This window comes from Bacillus sp. 11C (assembly GCF_055486375.1).
On the sequence record NZ_JBUPVZ010000001.1, the window covers coordinates 394,782 to 420,649 of the forward strand.

General features: G+C 41.6%; 27 protein-coding genes and 3 pseudogenes. 10 read left to right on the forward strand and 20 right to left on the reverse strand.

What is annotated here, in order from left to right; translation table 11 throughout:
* Positions 1-20 precede the first annotated feature (20 nt).
* The 3 genes from nupC to deoR form a co-directional block, all read right to left on the reverse strand.
* Positions 21-1,202, reverse strand: coding sequence for a nucleoside permease NupC (nupC, locus tag ACY3LV_RS01980; RefSeq protein WP_148963280.1), 1,182 nt, complete (start codon positions 1,200-1,202; stop codon positions 21-23).
* 93 nt (positions 1,203-1,295) lie between these two features.
* On the reverse strand, positions 1,296-1,967 hold the full coding sequence (gene deoC, locus ACY3LV_RS01985; RefSeq protein WP_333561742.1) for a deoxyribose-phosphate aldolase: 672 nt from the start codon (positions 1,965-1,967) through the stop codon (positions 1,296-1,298).
* Between the two features lie 105 nt (positions 1,968-2,072).
* Positions 2,073-3,014: a DNA-binding transcriptional repressor DeoR gene (gene deoR / locus ACY3LV_RS01990; protein ID WP_148963278.1), complete on the reverse strand. Its 942-nt coding sequence runs from the start codon at positions 3,012-3,014 to the stop codon at positions 2,073-2,075.
* A 469-nt stretch (positions 3,015-3,483) separates the two neighbouring features.
* Between deoR and ACY3LV_RS01995 the strand changes: the two genes are divergently transcribed.
* From ACY3LV_RS01995 to ACY3LV_RS02025, 7 genes are read left to right on the forward strand one after another with little or no spacing between them, the layout of a single operon-like run.
* Positions 3,484-4,062: a hypothetical protein gene (locus ACY3LV_RS01995; protein ID WP_464863308.1), complete on the forward strand. Its 579-nt coding sequence runs from the start codon at positions 3,484-3,486 to the stop codon at positions 4,060-4,062.
* Positions 4,063-4,073: 11 nt separating this feature from the next.
* The gene (locus tag ACY3LV_RS02000) at positions 4,074-4,505 is read left to right on the forward strand and encodes a hypothetical protein (RefSeq protein WP_250621405.1); all 432 of its coding nucleotides are present in this window, start codon (positions 4,074-4,076) and stop codon (positions 4,503-4,505) included.
* A gap of 36 nt (positions 4,506-4,541) precedes the next feature.
* Positions 4,542-4,943 carry a hypothetical protein gene (locus ACY3LV_RS02005; RefSeq protein WP_333561743.1) on the forward strand — a complete coding sequence of 134 codons (402 nt, stop codon included), beginning with the start codon at positions 4,542-4,544 and terminating at the stop codon, positions 4,941-4,943.
* Positions 4,944-4,999: 56 nt separating this feature from the next.
* Complete coding sequence (locus tag ACY3LV_RS02010) at positions 5,000-5,806, forward strand: hypothetical protein (RefSeq protein WP_148963275.1); 807 nt, start codon at positions 5,000-5,002, stop codon at positions 5,804-5,806.
* Positions 5,793-6,611, forward strand: a complete 819-nt coding sequence (locus ACY3LV_RS02015; RefSeq protein WP_333561744.1) for a hypothetical protein — start codon at positions 5,793-5,795, stop codon at positions 6,609-6,611. The genes ACY3LV_RS02010 and ACY3LV_RS02015 overlap by 14 nt, the downstream gene beginning before the upstream one ends.
* Positions 6,612-6,627: 16 nt before the next feature.
* Positions 6,628-7,287 (forward strand): ATP-binding cassette domain-containing protein, encoded by a 660-nt coding sequence (locus ACY3LV_RS02020; protein ID WP_148963273.1) that lies wholly within the window; start codon positions 6,628-6,630, stop codon positions 7,285-7,287.
* Positions 7,287-7,790, forward strand: coding sequence for a hypothetical protein (locus ACY3LV_RS02025; RefSeq protein ID WP_148963272.1), 504 nt, complete (start codon positions 7,287-7,289; stop codon positions 7,788-7,790). Before ACY3LV_RS02020 ends, ACY3LV_RS02025 begins: the two co-directional genes overlap by 1 nt.
* Before the next feature lie 1,020 nt (positions 7,791-8,810).
* Here ACY3LV_RS02025 and ACY3LV_RS02030 read toward each other — a convergent pair.
* From ACY3LV_RS02030 to ACY3LV_RS02060, 7 genes and pseudogenes are all read right to left on the reverse strand, one after another.
* Positions 8,811-9,016, reverse strand: a pseudogene (locus tag ACY3LV_RS02030) (HAD hydrolase family protein); the annotation flags it as partial.
* Between the two features lie 77 nt (positions 9,017-9,093).
* Positions 9,094-9,921, reverse strand: coding sequence for a DUF1206 domain-containing protein (locus ACY3LV_RS02035; RefSeq protein WP_333561745.1), 828 nt, complete (start codon positions 9,919-9,921; stop codon positions 9,094-9,096).
* 71 nt (positions 9,922-9,992) lie between these two features.
* Positions 9,993-11,105, reverse strand: a complete 1,113-nt coding sequence (gene eutH, locus ACY3LV_RS02040) for an ethanolamine utilization protein EutH (protein ID WP_333561756.1) — start codon at positions 11,103-11,105, stop codon at positions 9,993-9,995.
* A gap of 247 nt (positions 11,106-11,352) precedes the next feature.
* Positions 11,353-12,339, reverse strand: a complete 987-nt coding sequence (locus tag ACY3LV_RS02045) for a choloylglycine hydrolase family protein (RefSeq protein ID WP_464863309.1) — start codon at positions 12,337-12,339, stop codon at positions 11,353-11,355.
* 375 nt (positions 12,340-12,714) lie between these two features.
* The gene (yidA, locus tag ACY3LV_RS02050) at positions 12,715-13,527 is read right to left on the reverse strand and encodes a sugar-phosphatase (protein WP_333561747.1); all 813 of its coding nucleotides are present in this window, start codon (positions 13,525-13,527) and stop codon (positions 12,715-12,717) included.
* A 39-nt stretch (positions 13,528-13,566) separates the two neighbouring features.
* Positions 13,567-14,126 (reverse strand): annotated as a pseudogene (locus ACY3LV_RS02055) (hypothetical protein).
* A pseudogene (locus ACY3LV_RS02060) lies at positions 14,116-14,511 on the reverse strand (DUF3255 family protein). Before ACY3LV_RS02060 ends, ACY3LV_RS02055 begins: the two co-directional pseudogenes overlap by 11 nt.
* A 114-nt stretch (positions 14,512-14,625) precedes the next feature.
* Between ACY3LV_RS02060 and cotNE the strand changes: the two are divergent.
* Positions 14,626-14,982 (forward strand): inner spore coat protein CotNE, encoded by a 357-nt coding sequence (cotNE, locus tag ACY3LV_RS02065; RefSeq protein ID WP_148963267.1) that lies wholly within the window; start codon positions 14,626-14,628, stop codon positions 14,980-14,982.
* A gap of 247 nt (positions 14,983-15,229) precedes the next feature.
* Positions 15,230-15,583, forward strand: a complete 354-nt coding sequence (locus ACY3LV_RS02070) for a hypothetical protein (protein WP_087991936.1) — start codon at positions 15,230-15,232, stop codon at positions 15,581-15,583.
* 45 nt (positions 15,584-15,628) lie between these two features.
* Here ACY3LV_RS02070 and ACY3LV_RS02075 read toward each other — a convergent pair whose 3' ends face one another.
* The 6 genes from ACY3LV_RS02075 to ACY3LV_RS02100 all read right to left on the reverse strand — a co-directional run bounded on the left by ACY3LV_RS02075 (position 15,629) and on the right by ACY3LV_RS02100 (position 20,943).
* Positions 15,629-15,922 carry a YxeA family protein gene (locus ACY3LV_RS02075; RefSeq protein WP_464863350.1) on the reverse strand — a complete coding sequence of 98 codons (294 nt, stop codon included), beginning with the start codon at positions 15,920-15,922 and terminating at the stop codon, positions 15,629-15,631.
* 68 nt (positions 15,923-15,990) lie between these two features.
* Positions 15,991-17,865 carry an FtsX-like permease family protein gene (locus tag ACY3LV_RS02080; protein WP_464863310.1) on the reverse strand — a complete coding sequence of 625 codons (1,875 nt, stop codon included), beginning with the start codon at positions 17,863-17,865 and terminating at the stop codon, positions 15,991-15,993.
* Positions 17,840-18,613 (reverse strand): ABC transporter ATP-binding protein, encoded by a 774-nt coding sequence (locus ACY3LV_RS02085; protein WP_087991939.1) that lies wholly within the window; start codon positions 18,611-18,613, stop codon positions 17,840-17,842. Before ACY3LV_RS02085 ends, ACY3LV_RS02080 begins: the two co-directional genes overlap by 26 nt.
* A gap of 145 nt (positions 18,614-18,758) precedes the next feature.
* Entirely contained in the window at positions 18,759-19,736 is a 978-nt protein-coding gene (locus tag ACY3LV_RS02090) for a sensor histidine kinase (protein WP_333561750.1), read from the reverse strand.
* Entirely contained in the window at positions 19,733-20,422 is a 690-nt protein-coding gene (locus ACY3LV_RS02095; protein ID WP_333518950.1) for a response regulator transcription factor, read from the reverse strand. The genes ACY3LV_RS02090 and ACY3LV_RS02095 overlap by 4 nt, the downstream gene beginning before the upstream one ends.
* 122 nt (positions 20,423-20,544) lie before the next feature.
* Positions 20,545-20,943, reverse strand: coding sequence for a hypothetical protein (locus ACY3LV_RS02100; RefSeq protein ID WP_148963263.1), 399 nt, complete (start codon positions 20,941-20,943; stop codon positions 20,545-20,547).
* 174 nt (positions 20,944-21,117) lie between these two features.
* Between ACY3LV_RS02100 and ACY3LV_RS02105 the strand changes: the two genes are divergently transcribed.
* Entirely contained in the window at positions 21,118-22,083 is a 966-nt protein-coding gene (locus ACY3LV_RS02105; RefSeq protein ID WP_464863311.1) for an iron-hydroxamate ABC transporter substrate-binding protein, read from the forward strand.
* 43 nt (positions 22,084-22,126) lie between these two features.
* Here ACY3LV_RS02105 and fba read toward each other — a convergent pair whose 3' ends face one another.
* From fba to iolG, 4 genes are all read right to left on the reverse strand, one after another.
* The gene (gene fba / locus ACY3LV_RS02110; RefSeq protein ID WP_333562150.1) at positions 22,127-22,999 is read right to left on the reverse strand and encodes a class II fructose-1,6-bisphosphate aldolase; all 873 of its coding nucleotides are present in this window, start codon (positions 22,997-22,999) and stop codon (positions 22,127-22,129) included.
* A gap of 20 nt (positions 23,000-23,019) precedes the next feature.
* The gene (iolI, locus tag ACY3LV_RS02115; RefSeq protein ID WP_333562151.1) at positions 23,020-23,856 is read right to left on the reverse strand and encodes a 2-keto-myo-inositol isomerase; all 837 of its coding nucleotides are present in this window, start codon (positions 23,854-23,856) and stop codon (positions 23,020-23,022) included.
* An 86-nt stretch (positions 23,857-23,942) separates the two neighbouring features.
* On the reverse strand, positions 23,943-24,812 hold the full coding sequence (locus ACY3LV_RS02120) for a sugar phosphate isomerase/epimerase family protein (protein WP_148963259.1): 870 nt from the start codon (positions 24,810-24,812) through the stop codon (positions 23,943-23,945).
* 19 nt (positions 24,813-24,831) lie between these two features.
* The gene (gene iolG / locus ACY3LV_RS02125) at positions 24,832-25,866 is read right to left on the reverse strand and encodes a bifunctional inositol 2-dehydrogenase/D-chiro-inositol 1-dehydrogenase (RefSeq protein ID WP_333518945.1); all 1,035 of its coding nucleotides are present in this window, start codon (positions 25,864-25,866) and stop codon (positions 24,832-24,834) included.
* Positions 25,867-25,868 lie beyond the last annotated feature (2 nt).

A 25,868-nucleotide genomic window follows, 5' to 3' on the forward strand; every position in this document is an offset into this window, starting at 1 on the left:
CCGATCCTTTTCGTTTATGTTCAGTAAATCAAGCCCACAATTGCCGCTGATAAAAAGCTGACAAGCGTAGCGCCGTATAATAATTTCAGGCCGAAACGAGCAACAACATTTCCTTGTTTTTCATTCAGTCCTTTTACGGCACCGGCTATGATTCCGATTGAGGAGAAGTTCGCAAATGACACAAGGAATACCGATACGATCGCTGTTGTACGGCCGCTGAAATCAAAGCCGTTTTGCGTTAATGTCGTCATAGCGACAAATTCATTCGATACCATTTTTGTTGCCATAATGCTTCCCGCATTAACAGCTTCATTCCATGGGATACCCACAAGAAAAGCGAATGGAGCAAACACATATCCAAGAAGGTCTTGGAAGGAAATACCGAGTACTGCATTAAAAATACCGTTAACCAAGGCAATAATCGCGACAAATCCGATCAGCATCGCAGCGACGACAACCGCTACTTTGAAGCCATCGAGAATGTATTCTCCAAGCACTTCGAAGAAGGATTGTTTTTCTTCTTCTTCAACACGAAGCATATCCTCTTCTTCTTCAACATCGTAAGGATTTATAATAGTAGCGATAATGAAACCGCCAAATAAGTTCAAGACCAGCGCCGTTACAACATATTCCGGTTCCAGCATCGTCATATACGCGCCGACGATTGACATGGATACAGTTGACATCGCAGAAGCGCAAAGCGTGTACAAGCGCTGCTGATTTAAAAGACCGAGTTCTTTCTTCAAGGAGATAAACACTTCAGACTGCCCTAAAATAGCAGAAGCGACTGCGTTATACGATTCCAGTCTCCCCATACCGTTTATCTTGCTGAGAGCAAGTCCGATATACTTAATAATAAACGGAAGTATCTTCCACTTTTGCAAAATCCCAATCAGAGCGGAAATAAACACGATCGGCAAGAGAACATTCATAAAGAATGTCGTTTGGTCCGCATTCACCAGACCGCCAAACACAAAGTTGATTCCTTCTGCCGCGTATTCAAGCAGGTAATTGAATCCTTTTGCAAATCCTCCTACAAGGAAATTCCCTACCCCGGTATTGAGGAGAATGTAGCCGAGTATAAATTGCAAAATGAGCATAACAACAATTGGGCGGATCTTAATTCTTTTTTTCCCGCTGCTTGCGATCCACGCAAGGCCTAAAAACACGATTAAACCGATAATCCCAATCAAATACTTCATATGTGTTCTCCTTTATCTGTATTCGCTTACAATTATTATTTCCCCGTGAATAATAGAAGAGTAACGGAAAGCAATGGGCCTTCCGTCTGCTTCTTAATAGTTGTCTCCGCCAGATGCGTTTTCTCCTTTTACAATGGAAACGCCTGCGCTTGCGCCGATACGGCTCGCTCCCGCCTCGACCATTGTGTCTACATCTTCTTTCGTTCTGACGCCGCCGGATGCTTTCACGCCGATATCAGGGCCTACAGTTTTGCGCATTAAGGCGATATCTTCCTTCGTTGCGCCGCCTGTTGAGAAGCCTGTTGATGTTTTCACGAAATCCGCTCCCGCAGAAACCGCTAAACGGCATGCACGTTCTTTTTCTTCATCAGTCAGAAGGCATGTTTCAATAATGACTTTGACAAGCGCTTTTCCGGCTGCAGCTTCCACTACACCGCGGATATCCGCTTCAACCACATCATCTTCTTTATCTTTCAAAGCGGCAATGTTAATGACCATGTCCACTTCAGTGGCGCCTTTTGAAATCGCGTCTTTTGTTTCGAACGCTTTTGTTTCAGTTGTGTTAGCACCGAGCGGGAAGCCGATGACTGTACAAACGTCAACTCCCGTTCCCTCAAGCTCTTTTGCAGCAAGCTGCACCCATGTCGGATTGACACATACAGAAGCAAACTTGTATGTTTTCGCTTCTTCGATTAATGTTAGAATTTCCGCTTTTTGTGTATGCGGTTTCAAAGCTGTATGATCAATTTTGTTAGCTAATGACATCCGTCGCACACTTCCTTTTTTGTTAAGATATTTTTTAGCATAACCGACTTTTGAACATATGTAAATTGGTAATTGAAATTTTGTTCAGCGAACGGTTTGCACGTGTCACAAATCATTAACAAGCGCCCTTGCGGTATGCTGGTCAATGATTAAAACATTGGCATATTTTCCGGTTAACGCACCGTGTATGGAAGACACTTTTCTGCTTCCGCCGGCCACTAAAATTGAGCGTTCCTTCAGCCTCAGGTCTTCAAGCTCGACGCCGATGGTCCGGTCATTGATGGCTGTGCTGCAAATATTTCCTTTCGCATCAAAAAAGCGTGAACAAATATCGCCGACGGCCTGTCTTTTCAGCAAGGCTTTCTCTTCTTCATTAAAATACCCGAGCCTGAATAACAGCGCTTCGTCACGGACGGTTCCCACCGTGAAAAGAGCGATATTCGCCTGCTTGCCCATCTCGATGATCCGCTCGATATGACGGTCTTTCTCCACCATTTGCTTTACATCCGCATGGTCAAATACGACGGGAAGCGGGAGATAGCGCGGCATCGTTTGAAAAGCCTCTGCAAACAGCTGAATCGTTTCAGCAGAATACGTGTTCACCCGAGAATGGCTGATGCCGCCTTTCAACTGGACGACCTCGACGCCTTTAACCTGCTTCGGCTGCATGTTCTGCGCGATTTGATACATGGTGGTTCCCCAGCTGACCCCGACAATGTCGCCGTCTTTCACCGTTTCATGCATATATTCTGCACCATAGCGGCTTAGGTCATGTGTAATTCCTGCATAATCGGGGGTCGGAGAAAACACAACATGCGCCTCGAGAAGCCCGTATTTTTCTTCAAGCATGGAACCGAGCGCATCCAAATCCTCAAAAGGGTCCATGACGCGAATCTGGACAAACCCTTTTGCTTTTGCATATTGCAGCAGCCGGGAAACGGTCGGCCTTGAAATGCTGAGCTGCTCAGCAATTTGCTGCTGACTGTAATCTGATTGATAATATAATTTTGCCGCTTCTATGCTGAGCTGCTGTTTTTCACGATCCATATCGTGCCTCCAGTTTAGCTTCAATTTCTATTCATTTTTACAATATCCAATTTATTTTAACATTGAAATACGGTATACGCTCCATTATCGGATGGTTAAATACACTTTAAAAGTGATATTTGAAGTCTCATTAATAAACAAAACTCATTATATTATGCATTTCTAAAAATGACTATGATTAAAAGCTATTTTATTAATCATTTAAACCAGCATAGAAATTTAATCTTCTGTTAAGAAACTATTATATTCCTAGTCACGACTATAAATATATATACCTGAAACATAACTCCATAAAGTAATGAAAGATTATCATCCTATACTTTTCAATAATATCTCGCGATTTATGTTAAAAGGTAAATATAAGAATAAATACTCTAAAAAATAGAAAAAAATAGTTGACTTGTAAAAATATTATAGTTAATATGAGTCTATTGGAATTTTTTGAGTAAATAAGGAGAAGTGTTCTTTAATGAAGAAATTAATCTTTTCACTACTTTTTACAGCCTCCCTCATAATGGTTTCTGCTTGTGCCAAAAATAATGAAGTCAAGATGGTAACAGATTCGGTATCCGAACCAATCATTGTAATAACAGATACCTCCAAAGATCCTAAGAGCGAAAATAATGACTTTTGGTTAGACTCTGAATCGAAAAATATTTATTTCAAAAAAATATTTTGGTCGTCTGATTTTAAGAATGGCCCTTTTTACAACAAACAAGTAGAGACGAATAATGCTGACATCAAAAAATTACTTAAAGATAAAGAGACCGACATTGTCCCTCTCCCAAAACATAATAAGATTGAAATGGTAAAGGAATTAAAGCATCCTACACCAAATTACATACTTGGGAAAATTAGAGACGAAAAAGGGAAAGAAGTCACATGGAAACAAACTTACAAAGATCCTGGACCTGATGCAGATTTTCAAATCAAATTACCATCTTTTAAAGGAAAATCAGCAGTTGTTTCTCTTCGGTTTATTTGGTTGAACGAAAATCATGACTGTTACGGTGTGGCAGACAAGATTTTTAATATAAAAAAAATATAGAGGTGAATTCATTGAAAAAAAAGATACTTGTATTTATGCTCATTTTGGGAGTCAGTTTTACTTCTTTAGGCACTGCCAAACTATTAGCAAAGCACCCACCTGATGGAAACTTTGTAGACACTAAATTTCATTTTGGATTCTTAAAAGGAAATCCTTATGATGAGACAACTGGACGTCAAAAGTACCGAACAACTTATGTATATCAAAATGTAAAAGATGTTAATATTGCATATACATCTTGGGTTAAAGCAAGCGGGCATGATGCTTCCCACGGTCATAATTATACAGTAAGAAATAAGGGCGTAGTATTAATGACAAACTATGCAGTTGAAGATTATAGAAGTTGGTGGGCGGAATCCGTAAGCACTTCTATTGCAGCTAAAAAAAATGGAAATGGGCACTCTAACGGAGTATGGAGTCCTGACTACGATAAATATTCGTAATAATATGTGAAACATTCAAAAGGGAGTTATTAGAGCATGAAAAAAAAGTTTTTTATTTTCACTCTTATTATAGGGCTTAGTTTTACTTTAGTAGGTATTAACAAAGCTTTTGCTGATTCAAAAGGTATGACAAAAAGTTATCATTTTGGGTTTTTAAAAGGAAATCCATACGATGAGACTGGTAAGCTCGAAAAATATACTAAGAGAGCTGTCTATCAAAGAGTAAATGATATAAATATTTCATATAAATCTTGGGTTAAAGCAAACGGGCATGATGTTTCCCATGGTCATAATTATACAGTAAGAAAAAAGGGCACAATATTAATGACAAATTATGCCCTTGAAGATAACAAAGGATCTAGAACAGTAGTCGCTTCAATTGCTGCTAAAAAAGACGGAAACGGCCATTCTAATGGATTTTGGAGCGCAGATTATTGATAAATTCTTAGGTACTGATATTTCAGTACCTATTTACTTGTTTAGAGGAGGATTTTATGGGAGAACTAATTTTACACCGACTATTACATAGAAAGTCATTTTATATCGCAATTTTAATCGGCTTATTTTGTTCTGTTGCTTATTTTTATACAGATGAACTTTTTTTAGAAGAATCAATTGAAAAAGATGGCGGAATAGCATTTACACCTTATACCAAGTGGATGGGGATTGGTGGAATTTCAGACTACCCTACCTTGTTTCTGTTCCTTTTACCTGTAATAGTATCTCTTCCATTAGCAGATTTATTCGCAAGTGATCAACGTACTGGCTATACACCTTTTTTATTTATAAGGAAAAAAGCAAGTTTATACTTCAAGGCTTTATTTGGATTGAATTTTGCCGCAGCTTTTATTACTGGAACGCTGCCTCTAATTGTTAATCTTTATTTGTCTTTCATGAAGTTTCCTAATATTCCGCCTGATCGTGTTATCAATAATGAAATGCCATTAGTAACAGGTTATACATTTTTTCCTGATTTTTATTATAGTCACCCATTATTACACATTTTGTTCTATATATTATTGACTGGTTTGTTTTCCGGGGTATGGGCTAGTTTTGCACTGAGTATAAGTATGCTATTTCACAATATGTTTATTGTTGTTTTATCTCCATTCGTACTTCAGTTTATTCTTAATACTGTATTTACAACGTTAGGACAAGATCAAATGCAAGCCTCTAGTTTTTTACAACAACAAGCACCCAATGGAGCAAGTTGGTCTGCAATGTGCTTCCAGTTAATAGGAGTGATGCTTTTAAGCTTAATAATTTTTCTACTAGGAGTTCGCAAATATGTTCGTGATTAGGGAATGGAAAAACTTAATAACTGATTTATATGCTGATAAATGGAAAATAACGAGTTGGCTTTGCTTATTTATACTGACTATTCTTTTCCTAATTAAAAATGCACGACTTGAAGATCTAAAAGGGACGATTAGTATCGCAGACGCAATGGATCAATTTTTCTCAATATATACATTTACTTTTCCTCTCAGTCCACTTTTCCTTTTATTTGTGTCCATTGGTGTTTTACCATTTTTTTCGCTATTTCGTATCATTAGATATAGATCACGTTCAGAACTTTTTTTAGCATTAATTGCTCGATTGTTTGGTATTTCCTTATGTTTCACACTATTATTATTATTTTTTGGATACATTATTAGTGGGATTTGGTGCGGGAATTTTGTACATTATTGGGACACAACAGCAGGAACGCCTTATATAAGATATGGAGATCAAATAGACCTCTCATCTTTTTCAGGGATATGGATGATTACTCGTTATTTTATTACGAGCACTCTCGTGTTCTTTTTCTTTTCTGCTGCAGTTAGTGCTATATATTTGTTTTTATCAAATTACATATATAGTTTTATCGCTGTAATGTCTTTAATTATTATGGATCGTATGATGAGCAACTTTTATGAATTTTCAATTTTACATGATCACTTATCTTTGAATTTAGACCAATGGTTAGTACCAGAATCTTTTGAGACCACAGTCTTTCTGTTTACAGGCGGGACAATACTTTTATTTTCTATAATATATGTACAAATGGTCAAAAAAGATTATTCTAATGGGAAAATTGACGAGAACAACGTTAAGAAGAACTAATAATGGAGGACGAAAAATGTCGAAAGTAATCATAGAAGCTAAAGATATTGTAAAAACATTCAAAAGAAATACGGTACTAGATAGTATTTCTTTTAAATTAGACAAAGGGAAAATTTACGGATTTCAAGGACGGAATGGATCTGGTAAAACTATGCTGTTGCGTGTACTATCGGGATTGATGCGCCCTACTAAAGGGCAAATCTTAATAAACGGAATTAATATGACAAAGCAAGGAAATTTCCCTAACAATATTGGCGTTTTAATTGAGTATCCTGGTTTTGTGCCTGATTACACCGGCTTTAAGAATTTAAAGTTACTTTCAAAAATTCAATCAAAAATTTCCGATAATGACATCAAGAAAGCTATTGAAAGTGTCGGTTTAAATCCTGATGATAAAAAAAAATATAAAAAGTATTCCTTAGGTATGAAGCAACGCCTTGGAATTGCTCAAGCTATTATGGAAGATCAACAAATTATAATGCTGGATGAACCGACAAACGCTTTAGACCGTGAAACTGTAAAAGTAGTCGAAAATCTTTTATTTAAATTAAAGGCTGAAGGAAAGACCATATTAATTGCTAGTCACGATTCTGAAACACTTCATGCAGTATCAGATAAAATTTTTGATATTGATTGTGGACGTATTGTCGGCGAGTCTGAAAGGAATGTGAATTAATGAAGAAAAAACTATATTTGGCTTTAATATTAATTTGCTTGATATTAGTTACTACATATAGTATTTATCAATACCGCGCTACTAATAAAAACTATGCTGGTTACAAATTATCAGTTGTTAATTCTAATCTAGACACACCCATAAAAGCCCTAGGCTTTACACAAACATTTGGAAAAGCAAAGACTGAAGTAGTGGAAGATGATATGCTGAATAAAATTACAAATTTTATAATACCTTTCACTTTTAAAAATGACACTGATAAAGCTGTTACATTCCATCCAGAGTTTTATCGTTTAATGCGTGGAGAAGATATGACACAAAGTATCGACTTTATTGATAATCGCACAAAAAAAAGAGTGAATTCCATCCCTCCTCACACAACAATCAAAGGGGAGGCTAAATTCACCTATAATGATATGAATAAAACCGCATCATTACAACTGAATATTAACTCTCGGCATGGTATGACTATCAATTTGTTCAAGATTCCAGTTTACAAATAAGATACTTTATGGAAGTGAAATTCAATGAAAGATTATTTCTTATTAATAAAAAGAGATCTGCAAACTGGCTTTCAACATGCTAAAACTAACTTTATTATTTTGCTAATTCTCACGTTGTTTTTTTTGTTGTACCCAGTACTTTTGTTAAAATCCTATGATCAAAATAGTTATTATTCGTATTTAGATACATTACTAATTGGTATAGGTGGTGTACCAATTGAGCTTGTAATACAGCACTCTTTTAAATTCCCTTTTTTATGGTTGTTTATTCAGCTAAGCTTGATTTTAATTATGAATACGTGGATAAGAACAGACATTATAAATTTCAGCTCATTTACTAGAATTAGAATACGTAAAGTGTATTTACTTATCATTAGTAAATATACTTGTACTTTTATTATTACATTGATCTACTGCTCTCTAATGTTTTTATTAACATTTTTGCTATGCCGTTTATTTGGAATCCACTCAACAAATTATACTGAATATACTTTGCATACACTAAATTTTTCAGATTTTAAAATGCCATATCTACAGTTAACATGGTTCGTCATTTTGTTGAATTTTTCAAGTGTGCTATGTGCAGTTTTTCTCTTCACAACACTTTCAATAATGATGAAACCCGTTTATGCTTTTTTAATCTTAACTGCATGGTACGTGCTGTCTATTTTCAGAGACTCCTTTGTTTTTATAGGAAATCTGAGTATGGTTTTAAGACAGCCCCTATTTCACCAAAATGTTTTTGCCTCTATTATGATCACCTTGTTGGTACAAGTGATAATTATTCTTATATGTATAATTACTTCCATTATATATCTTAACAAAAAAGACATCATAGGGGATTCTATTGATTAAAAGTACTGAGCTAAGAAAAATCATTTCAAACTTTAAAGGATTTAATCCTCATCATTTCTGAAATCAACTTTAATATTTTAACTGTCCTCTCGGCTAATGTAACTACAATATTTCGGAATTAGGATTTTAACTTTCTTTTCAAAAAAGCACCCTTTTATGGGGTGCCTATTTTTTCAGCACAAGCTCCTGAATCGCATGCGCCACGCCGTGTTTTGTATTTGATTTTGTTTCAAAATGGCAATCTCCCTTACTTCCAGAATAGCGTTTGCCATGGCAACGCCGCAGCCCCCCCATTCAATCATTGTCAGGTCGTTTCCGTTGTCGCCTATGTACATGACTTCCTCCTGTTCAATTCCAAGCAGCTGCGATAGCTACAGCTGACGCCAGCTTTCATCCACCTGATTTCTAAGAAACTGAAAAACGCGCTGGACGCGGATCTGCCCAGAGCTCACTTCTCCCATGCCATATGCTGATAAATGCCTTTCATAATGGCGTACATTCCGTATAAGATCAGCCCGAACGCTAAAATACATAAAATCATTTTGCCATGCGGCTGCTGCGCGAGTTCGGCGAGCGCGCCGTCAAAGCCTCTTGTGTCGTCAGGGTCAGCGGTCATGGCTGTCTTAATGAGGAAATAACCGATAGCTGAGAAAATAATGGCCCGGGCGATATGGCCTGCGCGTCCGGTGTTTTTCGCAATACATATCATGTGTTTGTCCATTTTTGACGTGTCGAACTCTTTCATAAAAGCAGCCCGTACACCCTTCACAAATTGTACAATCGCAAATAGAATAAATCCTCCACCCGTAAGCCCTGTAAGCCATTGACCGAACGGCTGTGCCAATACATAAGCGGACCACGTCTTTTCCGACGTGCTGCCGTCCCCTTGGTCAAACACAAATCGCAAGGCTTTCCAAGCAATGGATGCGTAAACGGCGGCGCTGAAAAAGTTTCCCGTTCTCCGTGACAGGCCTCGCTTGCTTGTTCCGTAGCCCTCTGTGTCCTTGAGCGCGCTCAGCACCATCCATATCACATAGCCGATGAGACCGACGCCAATGAGCAAAAGCAAGATTGATCCATACGGCATGCGTGATAGCGTTTGAAACGCTCCGCTCGAATCTTTCGCGCCGCCCGCCCCGGCTGCCGTCATACATGCTAAGATCCCGAGCAGGATAAAAACGCCGCCGAATGCAAAATAACCAAGCCTCCCGAATCGCTTAATCCAAGGCTTGGTTTCCTGTTTGATTTTTGACATGCACTCGTCTTTCACGGCCATGTGTCCAACCCTCTTTCACAGAATCCTTACTGTAACATTCCCGATTGGACAAAGTTGAAACAGCTTCTGCCTCAGCTATAGCCGGCTGACGCATGTTTTTGCTGATCAGCTGATTGTGCAGGCGTCATCCAGGCAGCCGCTGCCGCAGCTGTGATTCCCCCAGCTAATTTTCCAATGATCATGGCCGCCGCCATTTCTTTTTTCATTCCCGCCACAAAACCGAGATGGCTGCCAAGCACAAAGGCTGCGCTAACCGCAAACGCGACATTGATGACCTTTCCTCTCGGCGTCATATCTTTTAATGAGGCCAGCATCGGAATATGATGAGCCAAAGAGGTCACCAAGCCTGCTGTTGCTTTCTCATCTAAATGAAAACATCTCCCCACTGCCTGAAGCGGCTTTTTAAAGGCTTTTGTGATAAAGGCCGTCATCGGAAAAGCCCCTGCCAAGGCAATGGCGATGGTGCCAGTCGTTTGTATTCCTGTTTCAACGCTTTCCATTCCCGGAATCAGCACAATGCCGGTCATCGTTTCAACGGAAACAGCTGCGAGCCCGATAATCGCAACCATACTGACAGCCTTTCCGAAGAGATGAAATAATCGAATGATGTTGTCGGTATACCGCCACAATCCAAAAGCGATCACAGCAGAAAAAAGACTCGGAATCAGAAGGTTTTTACCTATCATAATGGTGTCAAAACCTGCGTATAACCCGCCGGTTAAGCACCCGATCGGTACTGTACACAGCCCGATTAATATGCCTTTCGCAAAATACGGGTGATCCTCTTTTTCGATGATGCCAAGAGCGACGGGAATCGTGAAGACGATTGCCGGTCCCATCATCGTTCCTAAAAACACCCATGAAAACAGTCCGGCATCTGGATCTTTGGCCATTTCTCCAGCGAGCGCGTATCCACCCATATCAATGGCCAAGATGGTGTTCGCAAAGGATGAGGGATCAGCTCCAATCGCTGTATAAACCGGAGATACGATGGGAATGAGGATTGCTGCCAACACGGGTGCCAGCGACACAATTCCGATCATCGACAGCGCCAGCGGACCCATGGCCTTGAAGCCGTCGGCAAACCGCTCGCCAAGCCCCCATCTGTTTCCCAAACAATAATCCGCGGCTCCCCCTAGTAAAAAGACAGCCAAAATGAATACAACCGCATCGTTCACCATCAGGGGTTTCTCCTTTTTTAAACGTATGATTGGTTTCATCATATCATCTGAAATCACCTAATAGAGCTGAATCTTAATCAATATGCGCTAAAAATTCTTTGATATCGGCTTTCTCAACGGCTGTTATGATGTGCCGTGCTTATGCGGAACCACTAATGTCCATTTTGTTTTGCCAATCATTCAGAAGCTGTGAAATTGCACAAAAAAATAAGCTGACCCCGGATTCGTAACGGCATCAGCTGATTGAATCTTAATTAAGCTCTAGAATATTTTCTTCTGCTTTAGCAGAAAACACTTTAGGCTCAAAACGGTCAAGGTCTTCATGAAATAAACTTACTTTTTGGATTTGCCGATTATCGTAGTGGTGAAAGTAGTAGTTTCCCGTGTCGCTGCACATCACAGAAGTATATTGCGTATAATCAATTTCGTCATCTTCCGTTATCACAGCACCCTTGGGTATTGCCATGTTTGACAAAAGCTGAAAAGCTGCTGATACACCTCTTGTTTCATCTGCCGCCGGCTCTAGATGTTCTTTCAGAAAAACAGCTCTGACAAACCGTGAAGGCGGTGTATAATCTCCCGGCAGACCTACAGTGCCCGAGCCTTCGCCAAAAGCGGACAGCATCAAGCCGGCCATCTCCTTGCTCTCGAATTGTTTCGGCCTTATTCCTATATATTGCCGAAGATTGGTCACATGCCATAAAAAGTCGGGACTGTTCGTCATGACACCTGGTTGATTGTCATAGATTTTGATGCCTTCTGTTCTCGGTTCTATCGTCAGGCTGCGTCCCGTCCGGTCTGACAATATCCAGTGTAGCGGTAAAACTGTATCCAATAGCTCTAATTTCTTCTCTACAATCGTTAAAGATTGGATCTTTTCTTTTACGTCTTCCAAAGACTTACAGACTGACAGCACCCATGTTACAAACTCATGCGGGGCAATATGAACGCCGTCTCCCCGTATCGTTTTTTCGTACTCCGCATATCCCATAAAATAAAGCGCCGCACAAGATAAACCGCTTTCATTAACACCGTCGGCAAATAATACATTTCCAAGTTTTCTCCCCATACCGATAAACGCGTATTGCGTTTGATGCACCTTTCCGTCAGCTTCACTCGTCCAGCTGTAACGGCGCGGATAGAGAATGACCTCCGTCCCCAGCTGAAATGCAAAATCCATTGTTCTCGCTAATAAATGATTCCGGTCAGCAGTTTCCAATGTAAGACTTGTGCACATCTGATTCAGTCCCCTTTCAATTCAGGCTAAAATCATACATTTTGTGAACGAGTTGTTTTATCAGCATAACGAAAGTCAACTAGATTCGTCAAAAGATTAGCATGACATCAAAACAATGAACAAGAAGATTCGTTCCTCAAAAAAAATGTACGATGCTGATGTTTATGGCGATTGATTCCTTTTTATTTCTACAAGTCCTCTTCAGCAGCAGAGCCAATCAGAAATTATACAGGTTCATGATCAATCGCTGACGTTCTAAATATCGACGGGGCAGCAGGAAAAGAAATGTTAGCGTCCATTCTACAATTACAGACCGGACAGGCACAATAAAGCCGCCATAACAAAAAATCCAGCCTCCTAAAAGGCTGGACTTCATTATTTCGCCAAAACAAGCTCGTGAATCGCATGCGCAACCCCATGTTCATTATTGGAGCGTGTTTGAAAGTTTGCGGCCTCCAATACTTCTGGAATGGCGTTTGCCATGGCAACGCCGCAGCCCGCCCATTCAATCATTGTCAGGTCGTTCCCGTTGTCACCTATGCTCATGACTTCCGCCTGTTCAATGTCAAGCAGCTGCGCCAGCTGGCGTACGGCATTTCCTTTGCTGGCTTCAGGATGCAGAATTTCATAAAAGAAAGGCGCGCTTCTGACCATCGTATATTTTTCTCTCACGTCTTCTGGAATTGATGTAATGACGCGGCTTAAGTTCTCCGGTTTATCAATAAACATCACTTTCGGGATGAGGATGTCTTTTGGCATTTCGTCAACTTTGCGGTAATGAAGCGGCACTTGTGTCACATAGGATTCGTATACGGTAAATTCACTGATATCCCGGTTAGGCGTATACAGATTAGATGAGTCAAAGTAATGCATCGGCGTCTTCAGCTCTAAGCTCAGGTCATATAATGAAGTTAAATCATCATATCCGAGAGACAGCTCCGTGACCACTTCATTTGTATGCGTATTTTGAACAAGCGCTCCGTTGTACGCGATGACATAGTCGCCTTCTTCAATTAAATTCAGTTCATCTAAATATCTCCGCACTCCCCCGATAGGCCGGCCGGTGCAAAGCACAATTTTGACGCCTTCCGCTTTTGCCGCGTGAAGCGCGTTGCGGACCTCCTCTGTTACTTCATGGTGATCATTTAAAAGTGTTCCGTCCATATCAATTGCAATTAGTTTGTACATCCTGCATCTCCTTCATGTCGTTTTCAGGCTATAGTCCCATCATATCGTTTTTTCTTTTTGATATTCAACTGGAAGAGATGATTTTCTCCTGATTCTATTTTGACGCCGCCTTGTCTTCGCATACGCGTGCGCGGTTTCCGCTTTCTTTCTGTCTCCATGCCGCCATTTTCTGCTTTTTCCTGTTTCATCAGCAGGAAGCCGGCAGCTAAAAAAGGAATGCCGGTTATATTCAAGATGGCTAGCTTCACACCTGCCGCCGTCAAAAAGACTGCCCCTGATGATGCAGGGTTCCGTCTGATCATAACGTAAGCGGCCATTTCCATAACAATCAGGATGGCGTGAAGCACTACACAATAAATAAGCAATACAAGCCCAAAAAACAAAATATAATTCACGAATGCCCCCGAGTAGATCATAGCGCGCATCATTTGGATAAACGATAAGGACTGCATAGATCCGCTGATGACATTAGGGTTATAAATCGTATAGTCACTAAATAAATGTTTAATCTTGAGAAAAGCCCAAAACATAAAAATCCACTGAATGATATGTAAAATAAGTCCTGTTAGCACAAGGCTTTCAGCTTTTTTATTTCTCATATGTCTCCTCCTTGCCGGTCTTTGATTCGATTCTTGTCATCGTTTTTGTCTGGCCATTTTGCTCTCATATCAACGTCCCGTTTTCACCTCTTTTCAGCGTGCTTTTGAGCGGATAATAGGAGCCAAGATACTGAATCTCAATGGACCCGTCAGTGCTCTGGGACATGATCTTGTATGCCTTAAAACAGCTGCACCTCTCCCTTTAATCACTTCCGTCTCTGCTACCTCGTCTTTGGTAAATGTAACTGCTGCTGACCTCACGCCGTCCATGGGTCCCGGGGTCATCCCCTCATCCCACGTTCCATCATAAAACGGCGTTGCTGTTGGCAGCCCGCTATCATGAACATACAGCCGTTAAGAGTAACATGGCACAGTTTTTTCTCATCGCGATCTCCGTCCTTTCTCTCCTTTTTGGGCGAATGCCGTGGCACTGTGCCAATGACTACATAAGTTATAAAGAATTCACCCATATTTTACATTTTTTAAGGAGATTGATCACATGGACCCTTATCAATATTACAGTCCGCAGCCGCCTTACTATAGCCAATATGAATACAATCCTTATCCGCAGCAGGATTATTATGAGCTCGACCAGATGAACAGACAGCCGCCAGCATTAGAAAGAAGAATTGCAGTACTTGAACGGCAAAATGAACAACAAACAAGAGAGTTAACACGCCTTACAAATGAAGACCGCCGCCAAAATCGGGAAATTGCACGGATGGCCGAACAGGTCAATCAGTTAAGCCAAGCTGTTGAACGCCATACCCGCCGCTTAAATCGGCTCAATCAGCGCCTCCGCACAGTAGAAAACAGGCTGAATATCCCATTTACCGCAGGTGAAGGCGGTTTTTGAAGCGGGCAAAGAAAAAAGCGGAATACGATTCCCCATTTCAGGGTTCCGTTTTCCGCACTCCTTATGGTATGAAAAGCGGAGCATTTACATAAAAAGGGTTTGTGCAAGTATACAATCTTTACCGGCTGCATTCAAAGAAAGAGAAGTTGAGGAAAATAATTGTAGTTTCTCGTTTGCGGAATTTCTTTTCATTCAGGTTGCATGATAATACCGACTCACGTCAATCGATCACATGGAGGGATCACTCATGCATAATACACAACACGGCTTGCAGCAGCTGAACCAAGCCCGCCAGACTGCTCAGCAGCTCATTCAGCAAACACAGCAAAGCAGCCAGCAATATCGCCAAATGCTTCATCAGGAGCAGCAGAACATCCAAATGCTGCAGCAGATACTAAACCACGAACAACAAGCTGCACATACCATTCAGCAAGCACTGCACGGACATGACATGGCGATTCAAAAATGCCAGCAGGTTGTCAACATGTGCAACCAAATGCAGCAGGAACTCACTGGGCAATCCAGCGGCATGAATTCGAATGTATCAGCACTTCCATTCGGACAAAACACGCCATTCCAGCAGCATTCCTACCAGCAGTAATATATAAAAGCAAGCGGCATAGCTCCCCCTATGCCGCTTGCTTCTCTATTGTTTTAATTGTGATTGGACGTTTTTGGGCAAATCTTTATATTGCACTTCTTCCCAGGTCTCTACATATTTGCCTTTTGTGTTGACTTTTAAATAGGCATTCTTCCGCAAATCACCGCTTGCCAGGAACGTTACTTCGCTCTTTTCACCGGACTTATTGCAGCCGTCTAGTGTATATTTAGTGCCGCCTGATTTAAGATGCTGGCCATCTCGATTCATCTGGACATACATATCCTGTCTGGGAACAAGCGGGTTGATTCTGTCAGTTATCTCGTTATGAATGAAGAGAATTCCTCAAATCGCTGCGATAGCCCCTGCCCCCACAATAATTGAAAAGATTTTTTCATCTTTACCATCCTTTATTTCATCGTTAAATCGCTTTTTATTTTTTTCAAGTAGCTAAACCGCACAATCAAGAAGAACAGCAGCTGAAAAGCTAAAAATCCTCCGATTGTCAGCAGCAATGGTTTGGTTACGTTGACAAAGTCGCCAGCTCTAATGGCAAAAACCGTATGAAGAACAGCCATCGCAAAGGGAAAGAAGAACAAGATCGCTAATTGAATGGTTACGCTTTGTGACATTTCTTCTTCACTAAATCCAATCTTCGCTAATGAACGGTAGCGCTTCTGATCTTCCTCTAAATCTGTGAACAAGCGGAAGTATAAAAAGCTTCCGGCCGCGGTAAAGAAGACAATGGCAATGAAGAGCCCGATAAATAAGCTTAAGCTTGGCAGTTGCACTGTCATATAGTGTGTGCTGGCCTTCGCATCAAATTGAAAGTGAACGTCAGAATAATCACCATACAATTTATTTGTAAGTGATTGGCTGATGCCTAAACTGTCTTTCCAATTCTTAAATTTGTAACCAATGAGCTTCGTGCTTTCTCCAAGCTTATGAAGCTTTTTGTAGGTTGTTTCATTTACGACAAGAACGCTGTTTACAGAAATCAGCGGTTTTTTTGTTTCTTTCACTTCGAGCTTCTGATTTGCCAGCTCATTTTTCTTGTTCACCAGATCTAATTGTTTCGGAAATTCTGATTTATCATTGATCTCATAGGTGCTTGGAAAATAGATGCTTTCACCGTTTTTCAGATCATTCAGGCTGATACTAAAGTGCTTTTGAAATGTTTTCTGATTCATTAAGATAACAGGCGGCACTTCATCTCCCCGCTTATAGCGCACGTATGAAACCTGCATATCATAACGAGTAAATGAGAAATGGTTCTGCTTCAGTTCATGTTCAATATCTTGCAGGTGCTGTTTTTCTTTCGGATTGCCTTCAAAGGATAAGTACTCCATTTCATAGGCTGAATCCATTGCCCCGACAGTTGATTTGTAAACTGCCAGCACCCCTGTTGCTGTAAATGCCACTGCTGAAATAATACTGACGATAAAAAACAGGCGGGCGTTATCCTTTAAGCGATAGACTAAATCAGAAATCCAAATGACATTTTTCCCGCGCAAATAAAAGCTCTTCCACTTCTTCACGGCCCGCAATATCCAAATACTGCTCTGGCTGAAGAAAAAATACGTTCCGACAATGGTTAAGATCAAAATCAGAAAAGGCATATAGGAGTGAACATTCTCTTTTAAGACCATTCCGTAGCCCATCACAAGGCATGCCACGCCGAAAATCGACAGAAGGATAGACGGCTTCGGCTCAGGTTTCATGTTTTCCGCGCCTTTGATCAGCAAAATAACGGTTTTGGATTTAATAAAAAAGAGCGTAAACTGCGATAATAGGAAAAATAAGAGCATAAATCCGCAAATCGTAATCCCCAACGCCTTCCAAGGCATATACAGGGGTAAAGCGTCCATTTCTAAAATATAAGCACCGATTGTAAAAAATGTTTTTGAAAAAATCAGTCCGCCGATGATCCCGGCAACAATTGAAAAGGCGCCGATCATCATGTTTTCAGCTGTCACCAGCACCCGCAGCTGGGCGGGCGTAATCCCCTGAATCAGCAGAATGCCAAACTCTTTGTTTCTGGATTTCAAAAAAGCATTAACGGAATATAGAACAAATAAAATTGAAAAAATAAAAATCATCCACTCCGCTGCTGTTAATCCTTGCCTCGCAATGTTATTCAAGTATCCTTCCTTAAGAGCAGGATGAAAAATAAACATAGCGAAAGTAAAGAAAATCAATACAGAAAAAGCACTGCTCAAAAAAAACGCCAAATACGACCGTTTGTTTCGTGTAACATTTTTATAAGCGAACTGAAGAAAGGTCATTTGCGTTTCCCCCCAGCATAGAAAGTACATCCAAGATTTGATCATAAAACACCTGGCGGTTATCCCCGCGGTAAATTTCGTTAAACAGTGTTCCGTCTTTAATAAAAATCACACGCTGGCAATAGCTTGCCGCCACAGGATCATGGGTGACCATCAATGCTGTAATCTGATCGTTCTGGTTCAGGCTTTGCATGGTTTCCATAACATCCTTGGAAGCTTTAGAGTCGAGGTTTCCCGTCGGTTCATCAGCCAGAATCAGTGAAGGTTTATGAATCACTGCTCTCGCAATGGCCGCCCGCTGGCGCTGTCCGCCTGAGACCTCAAACGGACGCTTTTGTAAAAGATTCTCTATTCCAAGCTTTTCTGCGATGGCATACAGCTTTTTTTCCATGACAGAAGGAGATTCTTTTTCGAGTGTTAACGGCAGCATGATATTTTCGCCAATCGTCAGTGTATCAAGCAGGTTAAAGTCCTGAAACACGAAACCAAGCTGTTTGCGCCTGAATTGTGCCAGCCTTGTTCTTTTCAGATTGTGAGGGTTGTCTCCTTTGATCAAGACATCTCCGGAATCAGGACGATCTATTGTTGAGATGATATTCAAAAGCGTTGTTTTACCGGAACCCGACGGGCCCATTACAGCCGTGAATTCCCCTTCTTCTACTGAAAAAGAGATTTGTTTTAACGCCTGGTGAGACACTTGTCCTTTGTAAGTTTTATTTAAATGTTTGACCTCGAGCATATTCGCCATGAGAATCCTCCTTATCGTTATTCTTCATCAGAAACCGGCTTATCATGTGTGCGAAGAACCTCATAAAAAATCCCCCCTGATAAGCTGGTAAACAAATCTTATCAAGAGGGATGGCAGTGTGCTATGCGGTTTTCTTAATGCCTCCTTACACTTTTGTAAGAAATAAAAATTGTACCGCTGTACCTTTTCCCGAAGAAGAGCTGATCTCTACTTCATGATTCAGTTTTTTCGTAATTTCTTTCACCAGATGAAGGCCTATCCCGGTTGATTCTTGGAAACGCCGGCCGTTTTCACCTGTGTAATAGGGATCAAACACACGCTTTATATCCTGTGAGGGAATCCCCACACCATAATCTCTTACTTCTAACACCGTTTTAACCTCATGCTGAAATATCGTCAGCTCAATCCGGTCACTCATTCCCGCGGAATACTTCACCGCGTTTGTCACTACCTGCCCAATCGCAAATTTCAGCCATTTTGGGTCTGTATAAATCGTATCGTCAGTGAGAATATTTGTTTTCGGATATACACGATGCTCAATAAAATACCGTTTATAGCTTTGAATAACGGTTTGGAGAATCTCGGATAAAGAGACTGCTTCTATTTTGAAATCTCTCTCAAACAGGTCGAGCCTCGAGGAATATAGCAATGTTTCCAATCCATATTCAATCTGCCGGACTTCTTTTTTGATTTGCCCAAAAATGGGTTCGTCCTCTTCCTGAATGATTAAATTAATAACAGAAAGCGGTGTCTTCACTTGGTGCACCCACTGGTTCATATAGGTTACCCTATCTTCCAGTTTGGCTTCTTTTTCTTGAAGCTTTTGATTGTGGAGGCGGTTCAGTTCCATCTGTTTTTCATAAAGCTCAGAACAAAACAAAGAAGAACCTAAATCAGGCACTTCCGCATCCTCCTGATGAGAGCTGATCCACTGATAAACACCGCGGTCTTGATACCAGCGATAGATCAAATACACCGCTAACAACAGCAGCTGCACGCCGAGTATATAGAATAAATGGGCAAGGGAACGCTGACCTGCAAACCAATAGTACGTAAAAACAAAAATGCCTTGAATCAGAAAAAGCAATATTAAGAGTACATGAGCCCGTAAAAACAGTTTCATGACAGCGGCCTCAACTGATATCCTTCACCGCGGACAGATTCGATCGAAAAAGGCACCTCTAAGTCACGAAGCTTTTTGCGCAAACGGGTGATATATACATTCAGCGTATTGTCATCAACAAACAGATCAGTATCCCACGTTTTTTCCATTAACCGGTCTCTTCCCGTTACCTTTTCTCCGCGTTCCAGCAACACCTCAAGAAGCTTGCTTTCTTTCTTTGAGAGCTCGCACTTTTGTTCTTGATAACGCAGTTCAAATCGCTCTACATACAGCTGCACACTCTCGAATTCCACGATTCTTTCTCCCTGCTTTACCGCATACTCTCCATACGCCCTGCGAATTTGGCTTTTGATTTTCGCGAGCACAATATCATAAGAAAAGGGCTTTTCAATATAATCATCGCCGCCGTTTTCAATCGCCATCACCTGATCCATTTCGCCGCTTCTGGCAGAAATAAAGATGATCGGGCTGGTCGAATGCTGGCGGATTTGCCGGCACCAATAATATCCGTCATATGCCGGCAAGTTGATATCAAGCAGCACCACATCGGGCTTTTCCCGCAAGAACTTATCCAATACAGCTGTGAAATCATTGATAACCACCGTATTATATCCGTACTTCTCTAAATAATTTTGTAATAATGACCGAATGTCTTCGCTATCTTCCACAATCATGATTTTATTCATGCAATCCATCCTCCAAAAGGATAAGGCCGTTTCAGAGCCATCATTTTTTGATGCCCCCATCATAATGCTTTCATCGGTTCTGCGCAACAAGAGAAAGCGGGCCTTCATAAAAGACCCGCTTCTTACCGTTCTTTGCGAATATGTATATCTTGAATCGATTGTTTCGGTGCATGAAATCTGCTTTCGGCTTCACTTCTTGCCTCAGCAAAGGTCCGTGCCTCCACATTGTCTTTGTAGACATCCAGCTGAATCAGATACAGCGGACGCACCTTAAAACCATGAATAATCGTCACAGCCCATAACGGGAGCACAATAAAAATTCCTGGTAAATCGGGCAGCACAAAACCAAACGCAAATACGAAAAAATAAATAATTCCATACATGATCCACTTTTTATTTCTAACCTTGATGCCAATTAATAAAAAGGCAAAAAAACTGGTGATAGCAAAAGGCATGAAAATAAACAGCATCCACCAGCTATGCCGCCATTCCCAAGCGGCACCTCTTTTTGTAATTTCCATATTTTTCTCCTCCTATTTACCTATAATAATAGATTAAGCATACCGCGTCACCTGTTAACGAGAAATTTTTTCCCTTTAAAATAGTGATAGACGGAGCACAGGTTTCCTGCTATATTATTAATTGATAATGATAATCATTACTGATTAATTAAAATACATATTGGGGGATTCTTGATGAAAAAGAACACATTGCTCGTGGGCATGCTGGTGCTGCTTCTTATATTTATCAGCGCATGCAGCAGCACGGCTTCGAAAGGAAGCTCAGGTGATTCAGCTTCCGATAAAACAGAAATGAGAACATACAAATCCACAAAAGGAGACGTCAAAATCCCTGCACATCCGAAACGCATCGTCACTGATTTTTATGCTGGAGAATTGCTGTCTGTCGGGGCGAATGTGGTTGGCTCGGGTTCATGGTCATTTGATAATCCGTTTTTAAAATCAAAGCTGAAAGATGTGGAGGATGTCGGTGATCCGATCAGCGTCGAAAAAGTGACGGAGCTTCAGCCTGACTTAATTGTTGTCATGAATGAAGAAAATGTCGATCAATTAAAAAAAATCGCGCCAACTGTTGTCGTTCCTTATAACACAGCGAAAAACATAGAAGACACAGTCAGCATGTTCGGGGATATCGCCGGAGCGAAAGACGAAGCAACATCCTTTATGGCTGACTTTAACAAAAAAGCGGAAGCAGCCAAAAAGAAAATGGCCGGCATCATCGACAAAGATGCGACTTTCGGTATTTATGAAAACACGGACAAGGACGAATTCTGGGTGTTCAATGACAATGGCGGACGCGGCGGCCAAGCTGTATACAACGCGCTTGGGTTAAAAGCGCCTGAAAAAATTGAACAAGATGTCATCAAAAAAGGAGAGATGAAACAGCTCTCTCAAGAGGTCATTCCTGAGTATGCCGCAGATTATATGTTCATTACGGACTACAATCCGAAAGGCGAAAGCAAAACACTCGACAAGCTGAAGGAATCCGCTATCTGGAAAAACCTCGACGCCGTCAAACATAACCGCGTGTTTATCAATGACTTTGACACATTCTACCCATACGATCCGATTTCCGTCAGCAAACAGGTTGATTTGATTGCTGATATGCTGGTTAAGCGCGAGAAAGAAAACCAAAAATAAATGGCATGACAAAAGCACTCACGATGACGTGAGTGCTTTTTCTTCAGCTAACTTGCTGTCTAGCGGCTTTTCCCGCTGAGCCGAATTCTTTCATTTTGCTTTTCACTGTTTCTTTTACCGCGTCAATTCCCGGCGTCATATAGGCGCGGGGTTCGTATAAGTCTCGATTTTCTTCAAACATGACGCGCGTTTTTTCTGCCCATGCCACCATACATTCTGTATTGATGTTGATCTTCGCGTGGCCAAGCTGGATGGTTCTTGCGATTTGATCAGCCGGAATTCCCGATGCGCCGTGAAGAACAAGCGGAATATTCGTGACCTTAGCGATTTCCTCCATCTCTTTGAATCCGAGCTTAGGTTCACCTTGATACTTTCCATGGACTGATCCAAGCGCAGCCGCCAGGGCATCAATATTGGTTTCTTCCGCGAGACGCTGGCACTCATGAAGATCAGCGTATTTTACACCGCCCACAAGACCGTCCTCCATGCCGCCTACCGTACCGACTTCAGCCTCCACTGACACACCGTGAAGCTTGGCATAGTCTGCTACCTCTTTCGTCATGGCGATATTCTGATCAATCGGTGAATGTGATCCGTCAATCATGACCGAGCTAAACCCTGCGTCAATGGCTTGTTTGCAGCGCTCCACGCTGCTGCCGTGATCAAGGTGAAGGACAACGGGAACGGTGATTGACAATTCTTCCATCAGCGCATTGACCATCGCGGCTACGGTTTTGAATCCGCCCAAGTAGTCGATCAGCCGATCTGATGCCGCCGCGATGACAGGAGACTGTTCTTCCTCCGCAGCCCGCAAAATCGCTTTTGTCCACTGCAGGCCATTAATATTAAACTGGCCGATTGCGTAATGCTCCCGTTTTGCATCTTCAAGAAGCTCTTTCATCGATACAAAAGCCATGTTCACCCCTCCTTTATCCATTACATGTTGAAGTATTTTGAAACAACATCAACCGTTGTTTTTTTCGCTGTTTGAATGGCTTCCTCGGCACTCAGCTTATAGTATTCAGGCCGGAAAAGCTCAACCGATACAACATCAGAGAAACCGATTTCTTTGAGGGCTGATAAATGGGCATTTAAGTCAATCGCCCCTTGGCCAGGCCACACACGATCCTCATCCGTTAAAAAGCCGATTGGGAAATCTTCGGTATCGTCGATGTGGTAGATGAAAATTTTCTTTCCGTCCGCCTGCTTTAAGCTTTCAATATTTGAACCCATCGCATGGAAGTGGAAACTGTCAAGGACAAGCCCGACATTGTCACGGTCGACTGTGTTTACGATGTCGTACGCCTGTTCAAACGTATTGACCGTACATTGCGGGTGGCCTACAAATTCAAGCGCGATTTTTACGCCGTACGGCTCCGCGATATCTGAAAGCTCAGTCAGCACCTCTACACTGCTCTTTTTGATCTCTTCTTTTACAATCTTCTGCTCAGTCACAAGCGGGACGGCCACGACATATTTCACACCGAGGGTTTTGCACGTTTCCATCATGCCTTTAAATTCAGCGATGATCTCATTGTGGCCCTTTTCATCACGGTTGTTGAAGAACACGAGTGCATTTAAGGCAAGCGGCTTGATGTGATGGGTTTGAAAATATTCCGCAAGATCATCCAAAGAATGGTCTTTTAAGTACTCCGGCAGCTTATCCATTGTGCGGATTTCAATATAATCATAGCCGTGCTTTTCGCATAGTTCTAAATCCTTTTTAAGATTTGAGTTTTCCAATGTTGTTGCTTCATTAAAGCAAAGTTTCATGTCAGACTCCCCCATCTGCGTATTAGATATGAAGGGAGTTCGGCAGGATGGCTATTCGCCATATCCCGCCGAACTCCATGCTCAGCTTATGCCAGACCTAATTCTTCTTTCATTTTCCGAAGCATAAATCGGCTTGATTCATCCGCTCTTTCGTCTACCCAAGCAAAAACGGCATTCGTCGCAATTCCGTCGAACTTCATCTCTCTCAGCTTTCTGAAAATCGTTTCAAAATCAACCTCACCTTGGCCAATGTCCAAATGCTGGTGAACGGTTACTTTCGCGTCAGGCGGATTGACGATATAGCGCAGGCCATGAGCCGCTTTATGATTATAGGTATCCGCAAATAAAACATGTGTGAGGCGGTCGCCGGCTTCGTCAAACATTGTCTCGATGTCGCCTTTGCCGTCATCATAGAAGAAGGTATGCGCAGTTGAATAGACAAGATTGATCCAATCCTTGTCAAGCGCGCGGATCATATCCATCGCACCTTTGTGCGTTTCGATAAAATCGTATGGATGGGCTTGAAGATTCAGTTTAACGCCTTCTTTTTCAAAGACTGGCAGAAGCTCATCCATGGATTTGATAAATTTTTCTTCACTTGTTAAAGGATCATATTTTGAACCGCTGAATTCACTGTTCATCAAATCCACTTCAAGTTCAACCGCAATTTCGATCGCCCTTTTCCAATTGCGCACCGCAGCCTGGCGGCGGTCTTCATCAGGACCCGCCCAGTGGTAAAGAGGGAGGAGCGATGAAAGCTTAACACCTGTATCCTTTAAAAGCCGCTTTAATTGTTTAATCTTTGCTGAATCGACTTTCGGATATTTATAGAATGGACAAAAATCCTCGCGCGGCGATAGCTCAATATATTCATAGCCAAGCTCCGCTGTTTTATAAACCATTTCCTCCAACGTTAAATCATCACGATACATCGATGGATCCAATGCTAATTTCATATTTTCACTCCTCTATTTTTTAGTTTTCAACTGTTGTATAAGATTGATAGAATTCAGGTTTTTCCTTCAAATCAACTTTTTCTTTTTGTCCGGATTCCTGGGCTTTTACACATGCGTCAGTCGTAACAGCAGCAATATAGCCGTCCCACGCCGTCGGTCCGCTGACCTCGCCTTTCTTTTGAATCGAATCAATGAAGTCTTGGATTTCTACATCGTACGCGGCCACAAAGCGTCTCTGCCAATCCATCAGAATATCTGTGCTGAATTTGCCTTCTTTTCTCATGCTGATGCTTGATGGTTCAGGAAGCTTGATGATACCGTCTTCTCCGACGATTTCACATTGAATGTCATAGCCGTATTTACAGTTCACATAGATTTCAGCATTGATGACGATGCCGCCTTTTGTTTCAATGACTACAATTTGCGGATCTTTTAAATGCGGAAGCGCGTTTTTCGATTTTTTCGGATAGAAGACTTGAACGGACTCGTAGTCATCATTGACAAGCCAGTGCAGCACATCAATTTCATGAACAAGCGTATCAACAACGGCCATATCCGTTGTGTAGTTTTCGGCAACACTTGGGTTGCGGTGCGCGCAGTGAATCATAAGCGGCTCACCAATGACATGGTTATCGAGCGCTTCCTTCAGCTGTACGTAACCGCTGTCATAACGGCGCATAAAGCCGACTTGAACAAGGCGTTTGCCCACTTTGATTTCCTCTTCGACGATGCGCATGCATCCTTCAGCCGTTGTCGCGAGCGGTTTTTCACAGAACACATATTTTTGGGCTTTAATCGCTTTCAGTACGCTCGATTCATGAGCAGGCCCCCAGCTTGTCACTAAGACAGCGTCTACATTTTCGTCGGCAAGAAGACTGTCATCATTCGGATAAACCGCCGCGTTTAATTGGTATTGCTCAACGACCTTTTGCGCAGCTTCTTGATTCACATCCGTTACAGCCACGATTTCTGCACCGGACAGCTTGTTCGTGATGCGGTTAATATGTTCTTTTCCGATTGCTCCAGTTCCAATTACACCAATACGTAAACTCATTG

Bases quoted from the DNA above. Each gene is read 5' to 3' on its own strand.
- nupC (WP_148963280.1), bottom strand. From the start codon at position 1,202: ATGAAGTATTTGATTGGGATTATCGGTTTAATCGTGTTTTTAGGCCTT.
- deoC (WP_333561742.1), bottom strand. From the start codon at position 1,967: ATGTCATTAGCTAACAAAATTGATCATACAGCTTTGAAACCGCATACA.
- deoR (WP_148963278.1), bottom strand. From the start codon at position 3,014: ATGGATCGTGAAAAACAGCAGCTCAGCATAGAAGCGGCAAAATTATAT.
- ACY3LV_RS01995 (WP_464863308.1), top strand. From the start codon at position 3,484: ATGAAGAAATTAATCTTTTCACTACTTTTTACAGCCTCCCTCATAATG.
- ACY3LV_RS02005 (WP_333561743.1), top strand. From the start codon at position 4,542: ATGAAAAAAAAGTTTTTTATTTTCACTCTTATTATAGGGCTTAGTTTT.
- ACY3LV_RS02010 (WP_148963275.1), top strand. From the start codon at position 5,000: ATGGGAGAACTAATTTTACACCGACTATTACATAGAAAGTCATTTTAT.
- ACY3LV_RS02015 (WP_333561744.1), top strand. From the start codon at position 5,793: ATGTTCGTGATTAGGGAATGGAAAAACTTAATAACTGATTTATATGCT.
- ACY3LV_RS02020 (WP_148963273.1), top strand. From the start codon at position 6,628: ATGTCGAAAGTAATCATAGAAGCTAAAGATATTGTAAAAACATTCAAA.
- ACY3LV_RS02025 (WP_148963272.1), top strand. From the start codon at position 7,287: ATGAAGAAAAAACTATATTTGGCTTTAATATTAATTTGCTTGATATTA.
- ACY3LV_RS02035 (WP_333561745.1), bottom strand. From the start codon at position 9,921: ATGGCCGTGAAAGACGAGTGCATGTCAAAAATCAAACAGGAAACCAAG.
- ACY3LV_RS02045 (WP_464863309.1), bottom strand. From the start codon at position 12,339: ATGTGCACAAGTCTTACATTGGAAACTGCTGACCGGAATCATTTATTA.
- yidA (WP_333561747.1), bottom strand. From the start codon at position 13,527: ATGTACAAACTAATTGCAATTGATATGGACGGAACACTTTTAAATGAT.
- cotNE (WP_148963267.1), top strand. From the start codon at position 14,626: ATGGACCCTTATCAATATTACAGTCCGCAGCCGCCTTACTATAGCCAA.
- ACY3LV_RS02070 (WP_087991936.1), top strand. From the start codon at position 15,230: ATGCATAATACACAACACGGCTTGCAGCAGCTGAACCAAGCCCGCCAG.
- ACY3LV_RS02080 (WP_464863310.1), bottom strand. From the start codon at position 17,865: ATGACCTTTCTTCAGTTCGCTTATAAAAATGTTACACGAAACAAACGG.
- ACY3LV_RS02085 (WP_087991939.1), bottom strand. From the start codon at position 18,613: ATGGCGAATATGCTCGAGGTCAAACATTTAAATAAAACTTACAAAGGA.
- ACY3LV_RS02090 (WP_333561750.1), bottom strand. From the start codon at position 19,736: ATGAAACTGTTTTTACGGGCTCATGTACTCTTAATATTGCTTTTTCTG.
- ACY3LV_RS02095 (WP_333518950.1), bottom strand. From the start codon at position 20,422: ATGAATAAAATCATGATTGTGGAAGATAGCGAAGACATTCGGTCATTA.
- ACY3LV_RS02100 (WP_148963263.1), bottom strand. From the start codon at position 20,943: ATGGAAATTACAAAAAGAGGTGCCGCTTGGGAATGGCGGCATAGCTGG.
- ACY3LV_RS02105 (WP_464863311.1), top strand. From the start codon at position 21,118: ATGAAAAAGAACACATTGCTCGTGGGCATGCTGGTGCTGCTTCTTATA.
- fba (WP_333562150.1), bottom strand. From the start codon at position 22,999: ATGGCTTTTGTATCGATGAAAGAGCTTCTTGAAGATGCAAAACGGGAG.
- iolI (WP_333562151.1), bottom strand. From the start codon at position 23,856: ATGAAACTTTGCTTTAATGAAGCAACAACATTGGAAAACTCAAATCTT.
- ACY3LV_RS02120 (WP_148963259.1), bottom strand. From the start codon at position 24,812: ATGAAATTAGCATTGGATCCATCGATGTATCGTGATGATTTAACGTTG.
- iolG (WP_333518945.1), bottom strand. From the start codon at position 25,866: ATGAGTTTACGTATTGGTGTAATTGGAACTGGAGCAATCGGAAAAGAA.